This window comes from Flavobacterium panacagri (genome assembly GCF_030378165.1).
Taxonomy (GTDB): Bacteria; Bacteroidota; Bacteroidia; order Flavobacteriales; family Flavobacteriaceae; genus Flavobacterium; species Flavobacterium panacagri.
Genome location: NZ_CP119766.1, coordinates 1,910,671 through 1,930,471, shown reverse-complemented (window position 1 = coordinate 1,930,471; position 19,801 = coordinate 1,910,671). Strand labels below are relative to the sequence as shown.

Here is a 19,801-nt window from a genome sequence, read left to right as displayed (position 1 = left end):
TTGACAGTCGTTAATTTAATGCTCAAGAACAGCACAATATTTATAATCGAAAAATTCATCGTGAAGAAAAGCTACAGAGCAGTAACATTTCGCCCCGCTGGGGCTTTTTAATTGTAAGGGAAATATTTTCTCTAAATATTTCGTCCCTCTGGGACTATCTTAAATTATGAGTTTTCAGAAAATACATAACTAATTAAAGTAGCCGATTCTATTTTTAACGCATCTGCTATTGAGAAAAGTAAACTAATAGAAATATTTTGTTTTCCTCTTTCAATTCTTTGAATGGTTCTTACATCAACATTGCATAATAATGACAATTGCCCTTGCGTCAAATTTGAGTTTAATCTAAGTTCTTTAATTAAGAAACCCAATTTAATAATCTGTAGTTCGTATTTATTCTTTTCCACGAATCAAATCTATTAAACTGCACAAAAAAACAACACGACATATATGTCGTTTTTGAAATATATCTTTATATTTGTAGAAAAAATCTTGCAATGAATTTACATGAAATTGAGAAATTGGATAATCTAAAGAAACTAACCTCTTTATATTTTCGCACTCTAAAACCATCGAATGATGAAACAGAAACTAATGTTGCTCAGATTAAATTTCTAAATTATGCCGAAATGGGCTATGTTATCACTGATCTATTAAAACTATGCATTTTGGCACTGAATGAAAATGCACATCAGGTTTCTGGAACTAATAAATCTGCAATAGATGTTGCACTAATTTTAGAAACGATACTTCAACTGATTCCTACTGATGAATTCGAATTTTTAAGCGAAATTAACTATATGCTTCTTGCTGATGCTAAGACTACCAATGATTAAATAAAAAGCCTTTTCTAATTTTTAGAAAAGACTTTAGAACTTATAAAACAAACTTTTACATTGCTACAATAATAAACTCACTACGTCTGTTCTGCATGTGCTGTTTTTCTGTACATTTTACACCATCTGCACATTTGTTCACCAGCTGCGTTTCTCCATAACCTTTGGCTGTCAATCGATCTTCGCTGATTCCTTTTTGAATTAGCCAGTTTTTGGTTGACTGTGCTCTTTTTTCTGAAAGAATCTGGTTACTTTCTGAAGATGCACGGCTATCAGTATGCGAACGAATATCTAATCTCATATTTGGATATTCATTTAACAAGTTCACTACTTTCATTAATTGTGGCTCAGATGTTTTTTTGATTGTTGCTTTACCTAAATCAAAAAAGTTCATAGGCAGATTTAAAAGTTTTGCGATATCTACTCCAACTCTTATTGAGCCTATTTTTACAGGACTAATATTCGTTTTTTTGATTGCCACTGTCTTTGCCGCAACAAGAGGTTTAAATACTTTGTTCAAACCAATCATCAAAGTTGTTTCTTTATCTCTTAGAATATTTACAAAAACTTCTTTTGCATTGTAGTCCGTTTTTGCAGTTCTGATCGTATATTTTTTGCCACATTTTACATTAGGAAAAATATAATTCCCTTTTTCGTCTGTAACAATTGTTCCTACTGGATCAAACTTTTCATTAAATAAAGTCAACTGTGTATTCGCAAGAAACTCATTGGTTTCTGAATCTGTTACTGTTCCTGATAAATTTTGTTCGCAGATTAATCTTCTCGTTTCTGTAAATCTATAAATATCGTCTAAACCATGGCCATTATCTCTGTTGGAAGAGAAAAATCCATTTCTGTTTTTGCTGTCGATGCTAAACGCAAAATCGTCTTGTTTACTGTTTACAGGCTCTCCAACATTAAGAACTTCATCAAAAGTTTCTTCTTTCTTTATTCTTGCTGCAAAAATATCAAGTCCGCCTAAACCTGGTCTTCCGTCAGAAGCAAAATAAAGTTCATTGTCTCCAGAGATAAAAGGAAAAGTTTCTCTTCCTTCTGTATTAATTGATGGCCCTAAATTTTCTGGCTTACCAAAAGTTCCATCATCATTAATTGCAACTTTAAATAGATCTGACTGACCTAACGTTCCTGGCATATCTGATGCAAAATACAAAGTTTTCTCATCTATACTTAAAGCTGGATGTGCTGTACTGTATTGATCACTGTTAAATGGAAGTTCTTTAATATTTTTCCATTCTTCATCAATCCATTCTGCTTTGTATAATTTTAAGAGCGTTACATCTTTATCGCTTTTGCCTCTTTTACCATCGGTATAATTATTTCTGGTGAAATACATTGTTCGGCCGTCTTTGGTAAAAATTGATGTCGATTCGTTGAATTTATCCTTTTTTCTTTTTACCAAAAGTTCTGGTTTTCCAACACTCCCATCTGGCATCAAAACCGCCGTGTATAATCTAGAAAATGATTTGTTTGTCCACTCAAAATTAGGTTTAAAAACACCTCCTGTATCACGGGCAGAGGTAAAAATAATTTTGTTATTGTAGACTGTGCTTCCATAATCTGAAAAACGGGAATTCATTCCTGCATCTGCAATTTCAAATCGTCCAGAATTTTCTTTTATTTCTTCCAGATAATTTTTATAATTTCTGATTAAATCTGCTCTTTTTTCTAAAACTGCTTTTTCATTGAATTTCTGTAAAACTTCATCAGATTTACGGTAATTCCCAGCCGATTTTAGAGATTGCGCATAACGATACAAATATTCTGATTCCTGATTTGGATTGATCAGAAATAATTGTTCATACCATTTTAATGCATTTGTCAGTTCTCCATTAAAATAATACGAATTAGCCAAACGCTGTATTATTCCTTCATTGGCACTTTCTTTACTTGCTAAATTCTCATACACTTTTATAGCATCTGCGTAAGCGTATTCATCGTATTTTTTGTCTGCATATTTTAAGTTCATATTGGTGAATTGTGCATTCACACTTATTGAAAATCCAGACAGCAAAAAGATCAAAATTATATTTTTAACTTTCATAGGTTTCATTAAAAGAATCGTGGAGATATCATTTTATTATAATTATTGAAGAAATCGAATCTTAGGAAAATCTCATGAGATCCAGAATTGTATTTTCTCAATCTTGTAGTTTCATGATCGTAGCCATATCCTATATACATTCCTTTTGTAACTTGGAACCCGGCCATTGCACTAACTGATGCACTCCAGCGGTAAGCAAGACCTACAACAAATTTATCGTTAAACATAAAGTTTCCAGAAACATCTACCTGTAACGGTGCACCTTCGACCATTTTGGTCATTAAAGCTGGTTTGAACTTAATGTATTCTAAGCGATCCCAATTAAATACATAACCCGCTATTAAATAATAATTGATTTTGTCTTTAAAAATAGCTGTGTCATCAGCATCATATCGATTGGTTTCTATAAAATTAGGCACAGATAATCCGATATAAGCGCGGTCTGAGTGATAGTAAATCCCTGCTCCAACATTTGGAGAAAACTTGTTTTTTAGATTCTGAAACATCTGATCGTCTTGATCTTCCATACTTAACTTATTCACATCCAAATTGAAAATATTTGCAGTTCCTTTAATACCAAAAGACAAATTCCAGCTCTCTGAAGTTGGTATTGTATAAGACAAATCGGCTGATAATGTATTTTCTGTAGTTGGCCCAATTTTGTCATTTACCAACGAAACACCAAGTCCCAAATCGCTATTGCTTAAAGGTGTATTCACTGAAAATGTACTTGTTTGAGGCGCACCTTCTAAACCAACCCATTGGGTACGGTACAAACCAAACGCGCTCATGACACCACGCGAACCTGCATAAGCCGGGTTAACTTCGATTGTGTTGTACATATACTGTGTAAACTGCGCATCTTGCTGCGCATGAGACACAATCGAAAAAAACATAAAAATTAAAATTAACTTTTTCATTTCGTAAGCTTTAAAAACGGCTTAACTTTTACTAAGCCGTAATCTATTTTATTTATTAATGTATAAATACCCTGATTCTTGGTGTGGGTTTTTAGCACTGTCTTTATATTTCAAAATGTAGAAATAAGTTCCAACTGGCAGACCTTCTGTTTGCTTAACTGTTGAACGTCCATTAGAATATCCGATAAATGCTCTGTCACTATTATTGTATTGATCTATATTGAAAACCAATACGCCCCAACGATTATAAATTTCAACTGTATTATCTGGATAACATTCAATTCCTCTAATGTAGAATCTCTCATTTTTGCTGTCTCCGTTTGGAGAAAAAGCTTTTAAGACTTTAATTGAACACCCATTTAAATCCAGCACCGTAGGATTATCTCCATTGTTACTTGAATCATCTGATTGATCTTCAACTGCAACTCCTCTTAAACTGCTTCCTTTTGCAATTGCCTGATTAGTTACACTTCCACGATTAATATCTTCTTGAGTTATTTTGTAGATAGCCGTAAAATTTGTCTCATTAGATTCATTTACTGCTAAATCAATTGCTTGTCCAGAAACTTTTACTCCAGGCAATGGATCGTTTATTATAACTCCTGTAAGCGGCACGTTTCCTGTATTTGTTAATGTAAACTTGTATGTAATTGTCTCGCCTGCATTTGCAAATCCGCTGTTGTTTTCGTCATTAAATGTGGCCGCTTTAACAACCGCTATTGCTGGAACTTCAACAAAAACAGTCAATACTGCAGTCGAACAATTTAATGGATCTGCTTTTTCGCAAACCTGATATGTTAACGTATACGTTTTTCCAGGTGTATTTGGTTTTACGCTAACTGTTCCATCAGCATTCCATTCGAAATAGTTATCAATTGTTAAAGGTTTTATTACAACAGCTGCCGGATTAATTGGCTGTCCGTTTATCAAATCATTTCCTAGAACATTTATGAATTCTAAATCTCCATTAATTCCGTCTACACTAATATTGGTATCATCTCCTAAACTAATCTGATTTGATGCTGGTGGACCAGCTGGATCAGCACTATTTACAACTGTAATTTTAACTACAGCTGGCTGACTGCAATTTGATGTATTTGCAGCTTCGCAAATTTGATAAGTCACTTCATACGTTCCATCTGGTGTATTTGGAGCTATGCTTATAGCCCCGTCTGCATTTAATGTTATATGTGGATTCGCCACCGTAGTTGTTAAAATAATATCTGAAGGACTTGGTTTCACTCCATTTAAAAGGTCATTTGCAAAAATGTTAATAGATGCATTCATTCCTTTTTTCACATCAATTGGCCCATCTGCATCATTATTTGCAATAATTGAATTCATTATTGGAGCCGTAACCGTTACCTTCACCATATTTGTACTGCAATTTGATGCATTTAATTTATCACAAATTGAATATGTTAGTTCATAATCTCCCGCTGGCGCGTTTGGTGCTAGTATAGCATTTCCGTTTGCATCTACTGTTAAATACCCTTTTGGATCAGCAACCGTCGTGGTAAGAATTACATCTGACGGTACCAAAGAGTTTCCATCTTTAGTATCATTTGCAAAAACATTTATCAATGTTTGCTGTGTATTAATTCCAACTGTTGCTGGCACTGAATCTAAATTAGCTACAAGATTACTTTCTACTGTTAATCGTACTGTATTTGAACTACAGTTTCCTGGATTCAATTTCTCACAGATAGTATAAGTCAATTCATAGTCACCAGCTGGTGCATTAGATCCTAAAGTTACTGTTCCATCAGAGTTAACTGTTAAGTATCCTTTTGGATCTGGAGTTGTTATCGTCAGATTTACATCTGATGGATTTAACGCAATTCCGTTTTCGGTATCATTTGTAAAAACATTAAATCCTAAATTCTTTGCTGTATTCGAAACTTTTACAGATGGAATATTATCTGCATTTGCGATTAATACTCCATTGTTTACTGCAACTTTTGAAATCGCACTGTCACAATTTGAAGGATTCGTGATCTCACAGATACTGTATTCTATATTATAAATTCCTGAAGGCGTATTAACTGCTACTGTTACTGATCCGTCTGCATTTAATGTTAATCCTGCTGGGACATTTACTGCAGATAATTTTACCTGACCATTTTGAATGCCGATAACAACTGGATTTCCATTTAATGTATCATTATCTACTACCGAATTTGTAGTTGTTCCTCCGATACTTCCATTAATTGATGGCGTTAACGTTTCTTCAATTGCATCGATTACAAAAACATCAACTGTTACTCTTACTTTATTTGAACTACAGTTTTCTGGGTTCAATTTTTCACAGATAGTATAAGTCAACTCATAATCACCTGCCGGTGGATTAGCTCCTAAAATCACTGTTCCGTCTGGATTCAATGCTAAATATCCTTTTGGATCTTGTGTTGATGTTGTCAGCGTTACATCTAAAGGATTTAACGGCTGCCCATTTTTTGTATCATTATCAAATACATTACCTCCTAAAGTCTGAGACGCATTTGATGGTTTAACTGAAGAAAGAGCATCTGAATTTGCAACTAAAGTTCCATTATTTACTGCAACTTTTGAAATTGCAGTATCACAATTTAATGGATTCGTAATCTCACAGATACTGTATTCTATATTGTAAATTCCTGAAGGAGTATTAACAGCGACAGTTACTGTTCCGTCTGTATTTAATGTTAATCCTGCTGGAACATTTACGGCTGTTAATTTTACCTGACCATTTTGAGTGCCGATAACAACTGGATTTCCATTTAATGTATCATTCTCTATCACAGAATTTGAAGTTGTTCCTCCAATACTTCCATTAATTGATGGAGTTAACGTTTCTGCGACAGCAAGGATAACTGGTGCGGTAACTGTAACCTGAACCTTATTTGTACTGCAGTTCCCTGGATTGAAAAGTTCACAGATTTCATATGTTAATTCATAATTTCCTGCTGGTGCATTAGCCCCTAAAATCGCATTTCCGTCCGCATCAATTGTTAAGAAACCTTTCGGGTCTGTTCCAGGTGTCAGTTTCACTTCTGACGGATCCAGTTTTGCCCCGTTTTTAGTATCATTATCAAAAACATTGATAAGGGTCTGAGAACTGTTTCCTCCAATTACTGATCCCGCAGCGTCCAGATTGGCAACTAAATCTGCTGCTGTTACAGCAACTGTTGAAGTTGCTGTTGAGCAGTTTGTCGTAATATTATTATTGTCGCAGATGGTATATTCTATATCGTAATTTCCTTTTTTTACACCTTTGCTTACCGTAACTGTTCCGTCTGCATTAACGGTAAATCCTGCTGGAACATTCGCTGCTGTTAAAGTAACCTGTCCGGGATTTGATCCAATAACGGCCTGAACTCCATTCAGTTTATCCGATGCAATAAGTGATGTCGTTGTACCTCCTATTGTTCCATTGATTGGGCCTAAGTCTTCTTTTACAGCCAAAATTGCTGGTGCGGTAACTGTAACCTGAACATTATTTGTACTGCAGTTCCCTGGATTGAAAAGTTCACAGATTTCATATGTTAATTCATAATTTCCTGCCGGTGCATTAGCCCCTAAAATCGCATTTCCGTCCGCATCAATTGTTAAGAAACCTTTCGGGTCTGTTCCAGGTGTCAGTTTCACTTCTGACGGATCCAGTTTTGCCCCGTTTTTAGTATCATTATCAAAAACATTGATAAGGGTCTGAGAACTGTTTCCTCCAATTACTGATCCCGCAGCGTCCAGATTGGCAACTAAATCTGCTGCTGTTACAGTAACTGTTGAAGTTGCTGTTGAGCAGTTAGTCGTAATATTATTATTGTCGCAGATGGTATATTCTATATCGTAATTTCCTTTTTTAACACCTTTGCTTACCGTAATTGTTCCGGCTGCATTAACGGTAAATCCTGCTGGAACATTCGCTGCTGTTAAAGTAACCTGTCCCGGATTTGATCCAATAACGGCCTGAACTCCATTCAATTTATCTGATGCAATAAGTGATGTCGTTGTACCTCCTATTGTTCCATTGATTGGGCCTAAGTCTTCTTTTACAGCTAAAATTGCTGGTGCGGTAACTGTAACCTGAACCTTATTTGTACTGCAGTTCCCTGGATTGAAAAGTTCGCAGATTTCATATGTTAATTCATAATTTCCTGCCGGTGCATTAGCCCCTAAAATCGCATTTCCGTCTGAATCAATTGTTAAGAAGCCTTTCGGGTCTGTTCCAGGTGTCAGTTTCACTTCTGACGGATCCAGTTTTGCCCCGTTTTTAGTATCATTATCAAAAACATTGATAAGGGCCTGAGAACTGTTTCCTCCAATTACTGATCCCGCAGCGTCCAGATTGGCAACTAAATCTGCTGCTGTTACAGTAACTGTTGAAGTTGCTGTTGAGCAGTTAGTCGTAATATTATTATTGTCGCAGATGGTATATTCAATATCATAATTTCCTTTTTTAACACCTTTGCTTACCGTAATTGTTCCGTCTGCATTAACGGTAAATCCTGCTGGAACATTCGCTGCTGTTAAAGTAACCTGTCCCGGATTTGATCCAATAACGGCCTGAACTCCATTCAGTTTATCCGATGCAATAAGTGATGTCGTTGTACCTCCTATTGTTCCATTGATTGGTCCTAAGTCTTCTTTTACAGCTAAAATTGCTGGTGCGGTAACTTTTATTTCTACAGTTGCAGTATTACAATTAGAAGTATTCGCCACTTCGCAAATTTTATAGTCAAAAGAATATGTTCCTGCTGGTGTATTTGGCTTAACAGTAACTTTTCCTGTTGTAGTATCAAAAGTTAAAACTGACGGTAATGAAGAAGCCAAAGTCAAATCAACTTCACTTCTGACTACTGCTTTACAATTAAGAAAATCGTTTGCTAAAACATCTGAAACGGCAGTTCCTCCTGGATATCCGTTAATCGAAACCACATCATTATTGGGTTTAATCGGGCCTACAACTTTTACTATTTGAGTACAAGTCTGTTTATTTCCTGCCGCATCTGTTGCTGTCCAGGTTACTGTTGTATTTCCAATCGGAAAACTTGACGGTGCATTGTTTGTTACCGTTACTGTTCCATTACAATTATCAGATGTTGTCGGAGTGCCTAAACTAACTCCTGTTGCCGAGCAAGAATCTGCATCTGCAGAAACCACAACTGCCGATGGACATGTAATTGCTGGTTTTTGGGTATCGTTTACTGTTACAGTCTGCGTGCAGGTCTGTTTATTTCCTGCCGCATCTGTTGCTGTCCAGGTTACTGTTGTATTTCCAATCGGGAAACTTGACGGTGCATTGTTTGTTACCGTTACTATTCCATTACAATTATCAGATGTTGTCGGAGTGCCTAAACTAACTCCTGTTGCCGAGCAAGAATCTGCATCTGCAGAAACCACAACTGCCGATGGACATGTAATTGCTGGTTTTTGGGTATCGTTTACTGTTACAGTCTGCGTGCAGGTCTGTTTATTTCCTGCCGCATCTGTTGCTGTCCAGGTTACTGTTGTATTTCCAATCGGAAAACTTGACGGTGCATTGTTTGTTACCGTTACTGTTCCATTACAATTATCAGATGTTGTCGGAGTGCCTAAACTAACTCCTGTTGCCGAGCAAGAATCTGCATCTGCAGAAACCACAACTGCCGATGGACATGTAATTGCTGGTTTTTGGGTATCGTTTACTGTTACAGTCTGCGTGCAGGTCTGTTTATTTCCTGCCGCATCTGTTGCAGTCCAGGTTACTGTTGTATTTCCAATCGGGAAACTTGACGGTGCATTGTTAGTTACCGTTACTGTTCCATTACAATTATCAGATGTTGTCGGAGTGCCTAAACTAACTCCTGTTGCTGAGCAAGAATCTGCATCAGCAGAAACCACAACTGCCGATGGACATGTAATTGCTGGTTTTTGGGTATCGTTTACTGTTACAGTCTGCGTGCAGGTCTGTTTATTTCCTGCCGCATCTGTTGCTGTCCAGGTTACTGTTGTATTTCCAATCGGGAAACTTGACGGTGCATTGTTTGTTACCGTTACTGCTCCACTGCAATTATCAGATGTTGTCGGAGTGCCTAAACTAACTCCTGTTGCCGAGCAAGAATCTGCATCTGCAGAAACCACAACTGCCGATGGACATGTAATTGCTGGTTTTTGGGTATCGTTTACTGTTACTGTCTGTGTGCAGGTCTGCGTATTTCCTGCAGCATCTGTTGCTGTCAAGGTTACCGTTGTATTTCCAATTGGAAAACTTGACGGTGCATTGTTTGTTACCGTTACTGCTCCACTGCAATTATCAGATGTTGTCGGAGTGCCTAAACTAACTCCTGTTGCCGAGCAAGAATCTGCATCTGCAGAAACCACAACTGCCGATGGACATGTAATTGCTGGTTTTTGGGTATCGTTTACTGTTACTGTCTGTGTGCAGGTCTGCGTATTTCCTGCAGCATCTGTTGCTGTCCAAGTTACCGTTGTATTTCCAATTGGAAAACTTGACGGTGCATTGTTTGTTACCGTTACTGCTCCACTGCAATTATCTGATGTGGTAGGCGTGCCTAAATTAACACCGGTTGCCACGCAAGAATTTGCATCTGCAGAAACCACAACTGCTGTTGGACATGTAATTGCTGGTTTTTGAGTATCTTTAATAATCACTTTTTGAATTGCAGTTTCAACATTCCCATTTCCATCATTAAAACTCCAGGTAATAGAATAGGTTCCTTGAGCTGTATATGTTAACGGACTTGTTGTTGTTCCTGTCACAGTACCTGCACAATTATCCGTTGTGGTTGGAGCGGTTACAGTTGCTGAACATTGCGCTGTAATATCTGCCAAAACAGGTTTTACCGGTTTGTCTGTATCACTTACTTTTACTGTAGAAGCAGTAGAAGTTGTTTCACATCCTGTCGAAGAATTTGTAACTTTTACTTTATAATCTCCATCAGAATTTACAACCAATGATGAGGATGTTTGACCAGAAATCACAGCATTATTTTTATACCAAACATACGTTGGAGATGCTGCATTTGTCACAGCCGTCAAAGTAGTTGTTAAACAAGCCGTTAAGGTTCCTGTTATCGAAGCAGTTGGCAATGGATTTGGATTAGTTGAAACACTAGCACTATTATTATTTGAGTTACTATCTGTTGTTGTTCCCGGCAAAGCTGCTGTATTAGTATAAACACCAGATGCATTAACCTTTGCAGTAATTTTTAATGTTTCTACAACTCCTCCATTTACATCTCCTATACTCCAAACACCCGTTGTTGCATTATAACTTCCTACTGTTTGTGTTGAGCTGGCAAATGTATATCCGCTCGGAAGTAGATCGTTTATCGAAACTCCCGTAGCATTATTCACACCTAAATTGCTCAATTTTACAGTAAACTCAACGTTAGAACCAACACATGGTGTCGCGTTATCTACTGTTTTTGTAACTCCTAAATCAGTACATAAAGTAACTGAAACTGGTTTAGATTGAGTCTGAGCTCCACAAGTCAAGGTTGAAGCAACTGAATATGAACCTGTTTTCGTAGCTGTATATGTTTCTGAGTTTGCACCTGAAATTGCCACTCCATTTAGATACCATTGATAAGGAGCAAACCCTGTAGGTGTAGTTAATGTAGCTGTATTATTGGTACATCCTCCCCCTGATACATAAGTAAAGGTTGGATCTGCTGGTTGAACTGCAAAATTTGAGAAAAATCCAGCCATCGTAAATCCTCCTCCTTGTTGTACAATCGAAACTGTTAATTTAGCTAAACTTGAAAGCGAGAGAATATCAGGGCTTCCTATTTGATTGTCTTCAAAATTAATCAAGTACCAACCTGTATTGCCTAATTGATGACGAGCAGCAATTCCTGGTTTCGTTTCGATATCTACTCCATTTATATATACTTTTTCAGAAGCATCCTTCAAAAGTACATATCCAAAATAAGGCAATGCATCTACTCCATAATTCCTAAATTTAGCCGTTTCAATAAAATTAGACCCGCCACATTGTGAAACAGGCGCAATAGTATAAACATCAACCTCACAATCTCGTGCAGTTCCTGAGTATACAGCAACATTATTTGTAGCAAAAACTCTAGATGCTGAGAAATTAGTTCCAGAAACACCATTTTTGAAGGTGTAAAAATCACCAGCATTAACTAGTGTTTTATTTACAGTAGCTGTTAACGCACCTGTTGCTGAAAATGTATCTATAGTTAAAACCGTATTGGGTTTTGTTGCCACTACAGTTGTCTGCTCCGCAGTATCATTTCCTTTTCCTCTTTCAATAAAATATTCTGTTCCTAAAACTGCTTCAGGAGGAATTTGATTATAAGCTCCATCTCCACAGCCATTTGGCGTGTCTATCGCCGCAGAAGTGTTCATTACTGTTGGATTTGAAGTCTCTACTAAAGATCCCATAGGTGCAGTAAACAAATAACTTTGTCCTGCATCTAATGTTGTAATAACTGCGTTATTAAGTTTTATAGTTGTACCGTTACTAATCGCCATTACACTGTAAATAGGACGTTGGTCTCCATAATTGTTAAAATTCCCCAAAGATCCGTCTCTATAATATCCTATTCTGTATCTAATTCCTATTCCAGCATCACCGAAACTAGTTAATGCTGCATTTCCTTTGATATCTTTATCACTTCCGTCGCTACCTAACGCATCAGAAGCAATATTTCTTAAATTGACAGAAACAGGGGCATTACCTGAAATTATTAATCCGGCACTATTCAAAATAGTATTAAATGCATATGCAGGAGCATTTTTTGGCAAACCAGCAAATCTATAAACAGCTGGAGTTCCTTTTACTGTAGTTAAATTAGCAATTAAAGTTCCATTACTTTTTGATATGGAAACATTTACAGTAGATGTAGAATTTGTAGCTATGACAATTTCATTTGCTTTACTAAAATACTGCCAGGGAGCCGGCGCAATATAATGTTTTGAATAAAACTGAGCAGAAGCACTACAGCTTATCAAAAAAAAGAATAAGACAATAAAATTTGGCTTAAGTAAATTAAACCAATTAAAAGTAAAGTTACGCATAGACAACTTGGGTTTGTGGAACAGAAATATAAGACACTGAAAAACTGATGATAGTTTTTAGCATATTGATGAAATACGAAAAATTATAAGGATTGGATTTTGAGTAGTTGAAAAAACTTTTTTCAGCACTAGAATAGTAAAATTTTACCATAAGCATTTCAAAGCGTAAGACTTATTTAGCAATCGTCTCAAGATTAAATTAGTAGTTTTGGAGGTACGAAAGTATATCAAAGACTAAAATCAGGACGATATTAGTCGATAAAATGCATGGAAAGTCGTCGAATAACAAAATTTAACAAATGTTCACGTCATTTAGAAGCTAAAAAACATAAACATTTGATAATGAATAAGTCATATTTTCTTAAAGAAATATGAATAAATCATATTCTTACAGAAAAAATTCACAAAAAAACAATATTTTGTAAGATTAAAAAATAAGTTTTTACTCACTTAAAAAACATAAAAACCTAAATAACAAGAACTTAAAAGAATAAAAAAAAAACTTAACATATTTACTCTAAAAACTTAATATTACGTTTTAGACCATCAAATTTCGTTCTCTTGATAGGTGAGTTTTTGAAAACCATTTTAAAGGTTTCTTCTGTTATTTCCGTCCAGTCTTTTTTGGTAAAAGAAAGTAAATCAGGATTGGGGTTAAATAAAGGTTCAGAGTGAGGTTTAGAGAATCGATTCCAAGGACAAACATCTTGACAGGTATCGCAACCAAACATCCACTCATCAAATTTTCCCTTCATTTCATAAGGAAGATTTTCCTTTAACTCAATAGTATAATAAGAAATACATTTACTCCCATCAACAATATAAGGCGCCACTATCGCCTGTGTAGGACAAGCATCTATGCAAGCAGTACAGGAACCACAATGATCTGTTACAGCATGATCATACTCTAAATCTAAATCTAAAATAAGTTCTGCTATGAAGTAAAAAGAACCTACTTTCTGAGTTAATAAATTACTGTTTTTTCCGATCCAGCCTAAACCACTTTTTGCAGCCCAAGCTTTATCTAAAACTGGTGCCGAATCAACAAATGCACGACCAGAAACGTCACCTATATTTTCCTGAATGGAATGTAAAAATTCTTTTAATTTTTCTTTAATAACGAAATGATAATCCTGTCCATAAGCATATTTCGATATTTTATAACTTTCATTATTCTGAGACTCAGATGGGAAATAATTAAGTAAAAGAGAAACTACACTTTTTGCATCATCGACTAATAATGTAGGGTCTAAACGTTTATCAAAATGGTTTTCCATATAAGCCATCTGACCATTATGATTGTTCTTTAACCATTTCTCTAACCGAGGTGCTTCTTGTTCCAAAAAACCTGCTTTAGAAATTCCGCAAGAAATAAAACCTAGTCTTTTTGCTTCTTCTTTTATAAATTTTGAATATGTTTCTTTTGAATTAATACTCATCTTTTAAAAAATGAAACTTCTACATTAACAGGTTTTAGTGTAATAAGCGGATTAAATTGAACTACATCATTATTAGATTTAATGACATATTTTTTTACAATTTGAGATATCGTCAGGCACATTTCATAAATGGCAAAACCAGTTCCAATACACATTCTTGGGCCAGCACCAAAAGGATAAAAATATTGCATTGATTCTTTCTTCTGATCTCCAAGAAATCGTTCTGGAATAAATTCATCTGGGTTCTCCCAATATTTTGGATTCCGATGCAGCTCGTAAAAAGAAACTCCAATCAATGTATTTTTTTTAATTTTAAACTGAACTAAAGAATCATCTTCAAGATTCTGTCTGTCGGTAATCCATGCTGGTGGATATAAACGCATCGATTCATTCAAAACAGCATTGGTATATATCATTTTTTGGAGCTGTTCAATAACATTATCTGTCTTGGATTCGATCTCAGTAATTTCATCGAAAATCTTTTGCTGTATCTCTGGATTTTTTCCCAAAAGATGAAGCGTAAAAGTCAAAGCATTTGCAGTTGTTTCATGTCCAGCAATAAACAAAACCTTAATCTCATCGATCAATTGTTCGACAGACATACTTTCACCAGTATCTTCATATCTAGTTTCCAAAAGCATATTCAATAAATCATTTATTTCTTCTCCCGAAGTTTTTCTTTCTTCAATGATTTCCTGAATAATATTGTTATTTTCTTCGGCTAACTTAAGATGTTTTTTAACTTGTCCACTCAGCGAAAACCACCACGCTTTATGTGGAAGCCTAATTTCCTTAATTAAGAAATTCTGAACTTCCTCTATGATAAACTTAATTCGTTGAAATTTATCTTCAGCAGTTGAAAGCTGAAATAAAGATTTCGCCACAACATTAAATGCCAGATTACTCATTACAGGAAAAAGATCTATTGGCTTTTCTTCAACAAAATCATCTATTTCTGAAGTTATAACAGTATTCATATTAGCAACCAGCTGATTCATTTTTTGTTTATGAAATGCTGGCTGAATCAAACGTCTTTGTTTTAACCAAAAATCGCCATCACTAGTTAAAAGTCCTTTTCCTAAATACTTAGAAAGATAGACAGACTGAAATTTAGATTTATGGTAATTCTTCTGATTCTTAACTAAAATATACTGTGCAATTTCATTATCTCTTGACAAAATTATATACTTTGAAAAACCAGTTCTAATAGAAAAGGAATCTCCAAATTTCTCAAAATATTTTTTATGAAAAGGAATAGGATTTCTACGAACTCCTTCAGCATCTCTAAAAAATCTTAACAAAGATAATTTTTCGGGATAAGTATATTTTAACTTGTCAGACATAAAATTAAAACAAACCTCCTTGTATGTTTGTATTTACCTTTCCTAAATGTTTATATGCTTTTTCTGTCACTTCACGACCTCGCGGTGTACGCATAATAAATCCTTCTTGAATCAAAAATGGTTCATAAACTTCCTCAATAGTTTCGCTGCTTTCAGATACAGCCGTTGCCAAAGTAGAAAGTCCAACAGGACCGCCTTTGAACTTATTAATAATAGTCAATAAAATCTTATTGTCCATTTCGTCAAGACCATGAGCATCTACATTTAATGCTTTTAAGGCATATCTAGAAATTTCAAGATCAATTCTGCCATTTCCTTTTATTTGAGCAAAATCACGTACTCTTCGCAATAAGGCATTAGCAATACGAGGAGTTCCACGGCTACGGCCTGCAATTTCAATTGCCGCTTCAAGATCAATCGGCATTTTTAAGATAGAAGCACTTCTTTCAACAATTGTTGTCAAAAGTTCCGTAGTATAATATTGCAAACGAGATGAAATCCCAAAACGGGCACGCATCGGAGCAGTTAACAATCCCGAACGTGTAGTGGCACCAATAAGTGTAAACGGATTCAAATTAATCTGAACTGTTCGTGCATTTGGCCCCGATTCAATCATAATATCGATTTTGAAATCCTCCATTGCCGAATATAAATATTCTTCAACAACAGGACTTAATCTATGAATTTCATCAATAAACAAAACATCTCTTTCATCTAAATTCGTCAACAATCCAGCTAAATCTCCTGGCTTGTCAAGTACAGGACCAGAAGTAATTTTAATTCCAACTTGAAGTTCATTAGCTAATATATTTGCCAAAGTCGTTTTACCAAGTCCAGGAGGCCCATGAAAAAGAGCATGGTCAAGCGCTTCGCCTCGCTGATTAGCTGCAGCGACAAAGACTTTTAAATTTTCCAAAACTTGATCTTGTCCAGCAAAGTCATCAAATGATAGCGGGCGTAATCTTTTTTCAAGATCTAATTCTTCTGAGTTATATCCTTTTGTAGTAGGATCAAGATTTTCATTCATCCTACAAAGATATAGAAAGTAATTAGTTCTATAAAATAGTAATAATATCCTTTTAAACTTTAACCAAATAAAAAAGACCGTCAGAGATGACGGTCTTTTAAAATATTTTTAGTGGTGTAAAACTTCTTCACCTTCTTTCATTGGTACATTTTGAGGAACAAAATCTACATCATGATTTGGGTTACTATAGTCATACGGCCAACGGTACACGTGAGGGATTTCTCCTGGCCAGTTTCCGTGGATATGTTCAACTGGAGTAGTCCATTCTAAAGTTGTAGATTTCCATGGGTTTTGAACAGCTTTTTTACCATAGAAAATACTGCTAAAGAAGTTGTATAAGAATACTAACTGGAATGCACCACCAACAAGAGCGAACGTTGTAATTAAAACATTCACATTTTGTAAATCATCAAATAATGGGAAGTTAGTATTTGTATAATAACGTCTTGGTAAACCAGCTAATCCAATAAAGTGCATTGGGAAGAATACTCCGTAAGCACAAACCGCCGTAATCCAGAAGTGAATATAACCTAAGTTCTTATTTAACATTCTTCCGTACATTTTAGGAAACCAGTGGTAAATACCAGCAAACATTCCGTAAAGTGCAGAGATACCCATTACTAAGTGAAAGTGAGCAATTACGAAGTAAGTATCGTGAACGTTAATATCTAAGGTACTATCTCCTAAAATGATTCCAGTTAAACCTCCAGTGATGAAAGTAGAAACCATTCCAATAGAGAATAACATTGCAGGGTTAAACTGTAAGTTACCTTTCCATAAAGTTGTAATCCAGTTAAATGCTTTTACAGCAGAAGGAATTGCAATCAATAAAGTAGTGAAAGTAAATACAGATCCTAAGAAAGGATTCATACCTGAAATAAACATGTGGTGACCCCATACAATAGTTGATAAGAATGCAATTGCAAGAACTGACATAATCATTGCTCTATATCCGAAGATTGGTTTACGAGAGTTCGTAGCCATAATTTCAGAAACAAGACCCATTGCTGGTAAGATTACGATATAAACCTCAGGGTGACCTAAGAACCAGAATAAGTGCTCAAACAATACTGGAGAACCTCCTTGGTAGTGTAAAACCTCTCCTGCAATATAGATATCAGATAAGAAGAATGAAGTACCGAAACTTCTATCGAAAATCAATAATAAAGCAGCAGACAATAATACTGGGAATGAAATAACACCAATAATAGCTGTTACGAAAAATGTCCATATTGTAAGTGGAAGTCTAGTCATAGACATCCCTTTAGTTCTTAAGTTAAGAACAGTAACAATGTAATTTAAAGATCCCATCAAAGAAGATGCGATGAAAATAGCCATAGATACTAACCATAAAGTCATACCAGTTCCAGATCCAGGAATCGCTTGTGGTAAAGCACTTAATGGAGGGTAAATTGTCCATCCTGCAGAAGCTGGACCAGCTTCAACAAATAAAGAACATAACATTACAACAGCAGACAAGAAAAATAACCAATAGGAAATCATATTCATGAATCCAGAAGCCATATCTCGCGCTCCAATCTGAAGTGGAATAAGTAAGTTACTAAAAGTTCCACTCAAACCTGCCGTCAGTACAAAGAATACCATGATGGTACCGTGAATTGTAACTAAAGCTAAATAAATATCATTTGCCATTACACCATCAGGTGCAAATTTATCTCCTAATAAAACATTAAATATCTTAAAAGACTCTTCTGGCCACGCCAATTGCATTCTAAAAAGCAAGGACATTGCAATACCAATTACTCCCATAACAATACCAGTAATCAAGTATTGTTTAGCAATCATTTTGTGATCAATACTAAAAATATATTTAGTAATGAACGTGTCTTTATGATGATGTTCGTGCTCGTGATCGTGTCCGTGATCGTGATCGTGCGCTTCTGCTGACATATATGTGTACTTTAAATTTTCTAAATAATATTATTTCATTGCAACTTTAGCTACAGCTGCTTTAACAGTATCAACAACAGCTTTAACTGTGTCGATTACTTTAGCAGTAGAATCTGTAGTTGGTGCAGCTCCTTCAGCTGGTTTCTCAGCAGCTTTTGCAGCTGCGATATCCTGTGCTAAAGTAGTTTTTTCACTTAACCATTTTTTATAGTCTTCTGGAGTATCTACAACAACCTTCATTTGCATATTGTAGTGAGAAGCTCCACAAATTTTATTACATAATAATAAATAATCAAATGTATAAGGATCTAAAGCTGTTCCTCCTTTTGCAACTAATTCAATACTTTTTTCAGCTCTAAGTTTGTTGATGTTTGCAACTTTCTCAACCATAAATGGCATCTCTCTGTATTCAGCAGTAGTATAAGTTGGAACAAAAGCAAATTCAGTAACCATACCTGGAACACAGTTCATTTGTGCTCTAAAGTGAGGAAAGTATGCTGAGTGCAATACATCCTGAGAACGCATTTTAAAATGAACTTTTTTACCTTTAGGAATATGTAATTCTGAAACTACAATATCATCTTGAGCATTTTTATCAGACATATCAACACCTAATGTATTTACTCCTTCAATCAAACGTACGTTAGCTTTTCCTAAAACATTATCTTGACCTGCATATCTAGCCGTCCATTTAAACTGCTGAGCATATAATTCAATCTCAATTACATCTTCGTCTTTATCTACGAACATAATGTTATTCCAAGCATACAATCCGTAAAGAATCAAACATGCTAAAACAACAGATGGAATGATACTCCAAATTGCTTCTAATTTATTACTATCAGCAAAGAATAACGCTTTTTTATCTTTATTTCCTTTGTATTTAAAAGAAAACCAGTATAATAAACCTTGAGTAATAACTTGAACTGTAAAGATCAAAACCCAAGTAATATTCATTAAATTATCTACTAAACCACCGTGCTCAGAAGCAGGAGTATGAAGCGCCAAATTACCCCATTTTAGTAAACCATAAATAGTAAATATATAAATGAAAGCTAAAAAGCCAAACATAATATATCCCTGAATGTTATTGTCATTATCTGATGCAACCTGAGAATCGTCCGAAGATGCTCCTACCTGAGTAAGATCAAATATCTTGGTCAATTGCCATAATGCAACTGCTAATAAAACTAAAACTATAATTACCAACAAACTTGTCATCTGTTTACTTCTTTA

10 protein-coding genes are annotated in these 19,801 nt (G+C 35.3%); 1 reads left to right on the top strand and 9 read right to left on the bottom strand.

Going from position 1 to position 19,801, the window contains the following annotated elements:
- Positions 1–164: 164 nt before the first annotated feature.
- Positions 165–407 carry a helix-turn-helix domain-containing protein gene (locus tag P2W65_RS08670; RefSeq protein WP_289664925.1) on the bottom strand — a complete coding sequence of 81 codons (243 nt, stop codon included), beginning with the start codon at positions 405–407 and terminating at the stop codon, positions 165–167.
- A 90-nt stretch (positions 408–497) separates the two neighbouring features.
- Here P2W65_RS08670 and P2W65_RS08665 point away from each other — a divergent pair, with 90 nt between their 5' ends.
- Complete coding sequence (locus P2W65_RS08665) at positions 498–836, top strand: hypothetical protein (protein WP_289664924.1); 339 nt, start codon at positions 498–500, stop codon at positions 834–836.
- 55 nt (positions 837–891) lie between these two features.
- Here P2W65_RS08665 and P2W65_RS08660 read toward each other — a convergent pair whose 3' ends face one another.
- The 8 genes from P2W65_RS08660 to P2W65_RS08625 form a co-directional block, all read right to left on the bottom strand.
- Entirely contained in the window at positions 892–2,898 is a 2,007-nt protein-coding gene (locus P2W65_RS08660; RefSeq protein WP_289664922.1) for an OmpA family protein, read from the bottom strand.
- An 8-nt stretch (positions 2,899–2,906) separates the two neighbouring features.
- Complete coding sequence (locus P2W65_RS08655) at positions 2,907–3,818, bottom strand: PorP/SprF family type IX secretion system membrane protein (RefSeq protein ID WP_289664920.1); 912 nt, start codon at positions 3,816–3,818, stop codon at positions 2,907–2,909.
- A 48-nt stretch (positions 3,819–3,866) separates the two neighbouring features.
- Entirely contained in the window at positions 3,867–12,845 is an 8,979-nt protein-coding gene (locus P2W65_RS08650; protein ID WP_289664919.1) for an HYR domain-containing protein, read from the bottom strand.
- Between the two features lie 512 nt (positions 12,846–13,357).
- Entirely contained in the window at positions 13,358–14,284 is a 927-nt protein-coding gene (queG, locus tag P2W65_RS08645) for a tRNA epoxyqueuosine(34) reductase QueG (protein ID WP_289664917.1), read from the bottom strand.
- The gene (locus P2W65_RS08640) at positions 14,281–15,627 is read right to left on the bottom strand and encodes a cytochrome P450 (RefSeq protein WP_289664916.1); all 1,347 of its coding nucleotides are present in this window, start codon (positions 15,625–15,627) and stop codon (positions 14,281–14,283) included. Before P2W65_RS08640 ends, queG begins: the two co-directional genes overlap by 4 nt.
- Positions 15,628–15,631: 4 nt before the next feature.
- On the bottom strand, positions 15,632–16,654 hold the full coding sequence (ruvB, locus tag P2W65_RS08635; protein ID WP_289664914.1) for a Holliday junction branch migration DNA helicase RuvB: 1,023 nt from the start codon (positions 16,652–16,654) through the stop codon (positions 15,632–15,634).
- A 108-nt stretch (positions 16,655–16,762) separates the two neighbouring features.
- Positions 16,763–18,565 (bottom strand): cytochrome c oxidase subunit I, encoded by a 1,803-nt coding sequence (locus tag P2W65_RS08630; RefSeq protein ID WP_219071615.1) that lies wholly within the window; start codon positions 18,563–18,565, stop codon positions 16,763–16,765.
- A 30-nt stretch (positions 18,566–18,595) separates the two neighbouring features.
- A complete protein-coding gene (locus tag P2W65_RS08625) occupies positions 18,596–19,786 on the bottom strand; it encodes a cytochrome c oxidase subunit II (RefSeq protein WP_289664911.1) in 1,191 nt (396 codons plus the stop codon).
- Positions 19,787–19,801: the final 15 nt, after the last annotated feature.

Bases quoted from the DNA above. Each gene is read 5' to 3' on its own strand.
- P2W65_RS08665 (WP_289664924.1), top strand. From the start codon at position 498: ATGAATTTACATGAAATTGAGAAATTGGATAATCTAAAGAAACTAACC.
- P2W65_RS08640 (WP_289664916.1), bottom strand. From the start codon at position 15,627: ATGTCTGACAAGTTAAAATATACTTATCCCGAAAAATTATCTTTGTTA.
- P2W65_RS08660 (WP_289664922.1), bottom strand. From the start codon at position 2,898: ATGAAAGTTAAAAATATAATTTTGATCTTTTTGCTGTCTGGATTTTCA.
- P2W65_RS08655 (WP_289664920.1), bottom strand. From the start codon at position 3,818: ATGAAAAAGTTAATTTTAATTTTTATGTTTTTTTCGATTGTGTCTCAT.
- P2W65_RS08625 (WP_289664911.1), bottom strand. From the start codon at position 19,786: ATGACAAGTTTGTTGGTAATTATAGTTTTAGTTTTATTAGCAGTTGCA.
- queG (WP_289664917.1), bottom strand. From the start codon at position 14,284: ATGAGTATTAATTCAAAAGAAACATATTCAAAATTTATAAAAGAAGAA.
- P2W65_RS08630 (WP_219071615.1), bottom strand. From the start codon at position 18,565: ATGTCAGCAGAAGCGCACGATCACGATCACGGACACGATCACGAGCAC.
- ruvB (WP_289664914.1), bottom strand. From the start codon at position 16,654: ATGAATGAAAATCTTGATCCTACTACAAAAGGATATAACTCAGAAGAA.
- P2W65_RS08650 (WP_289664919.1), bottom strand. From the start codon at position 12,845: ATGCGTAACTTTACTTTTAATTGGTTTAATTTACTTAAGCCAAATTTT.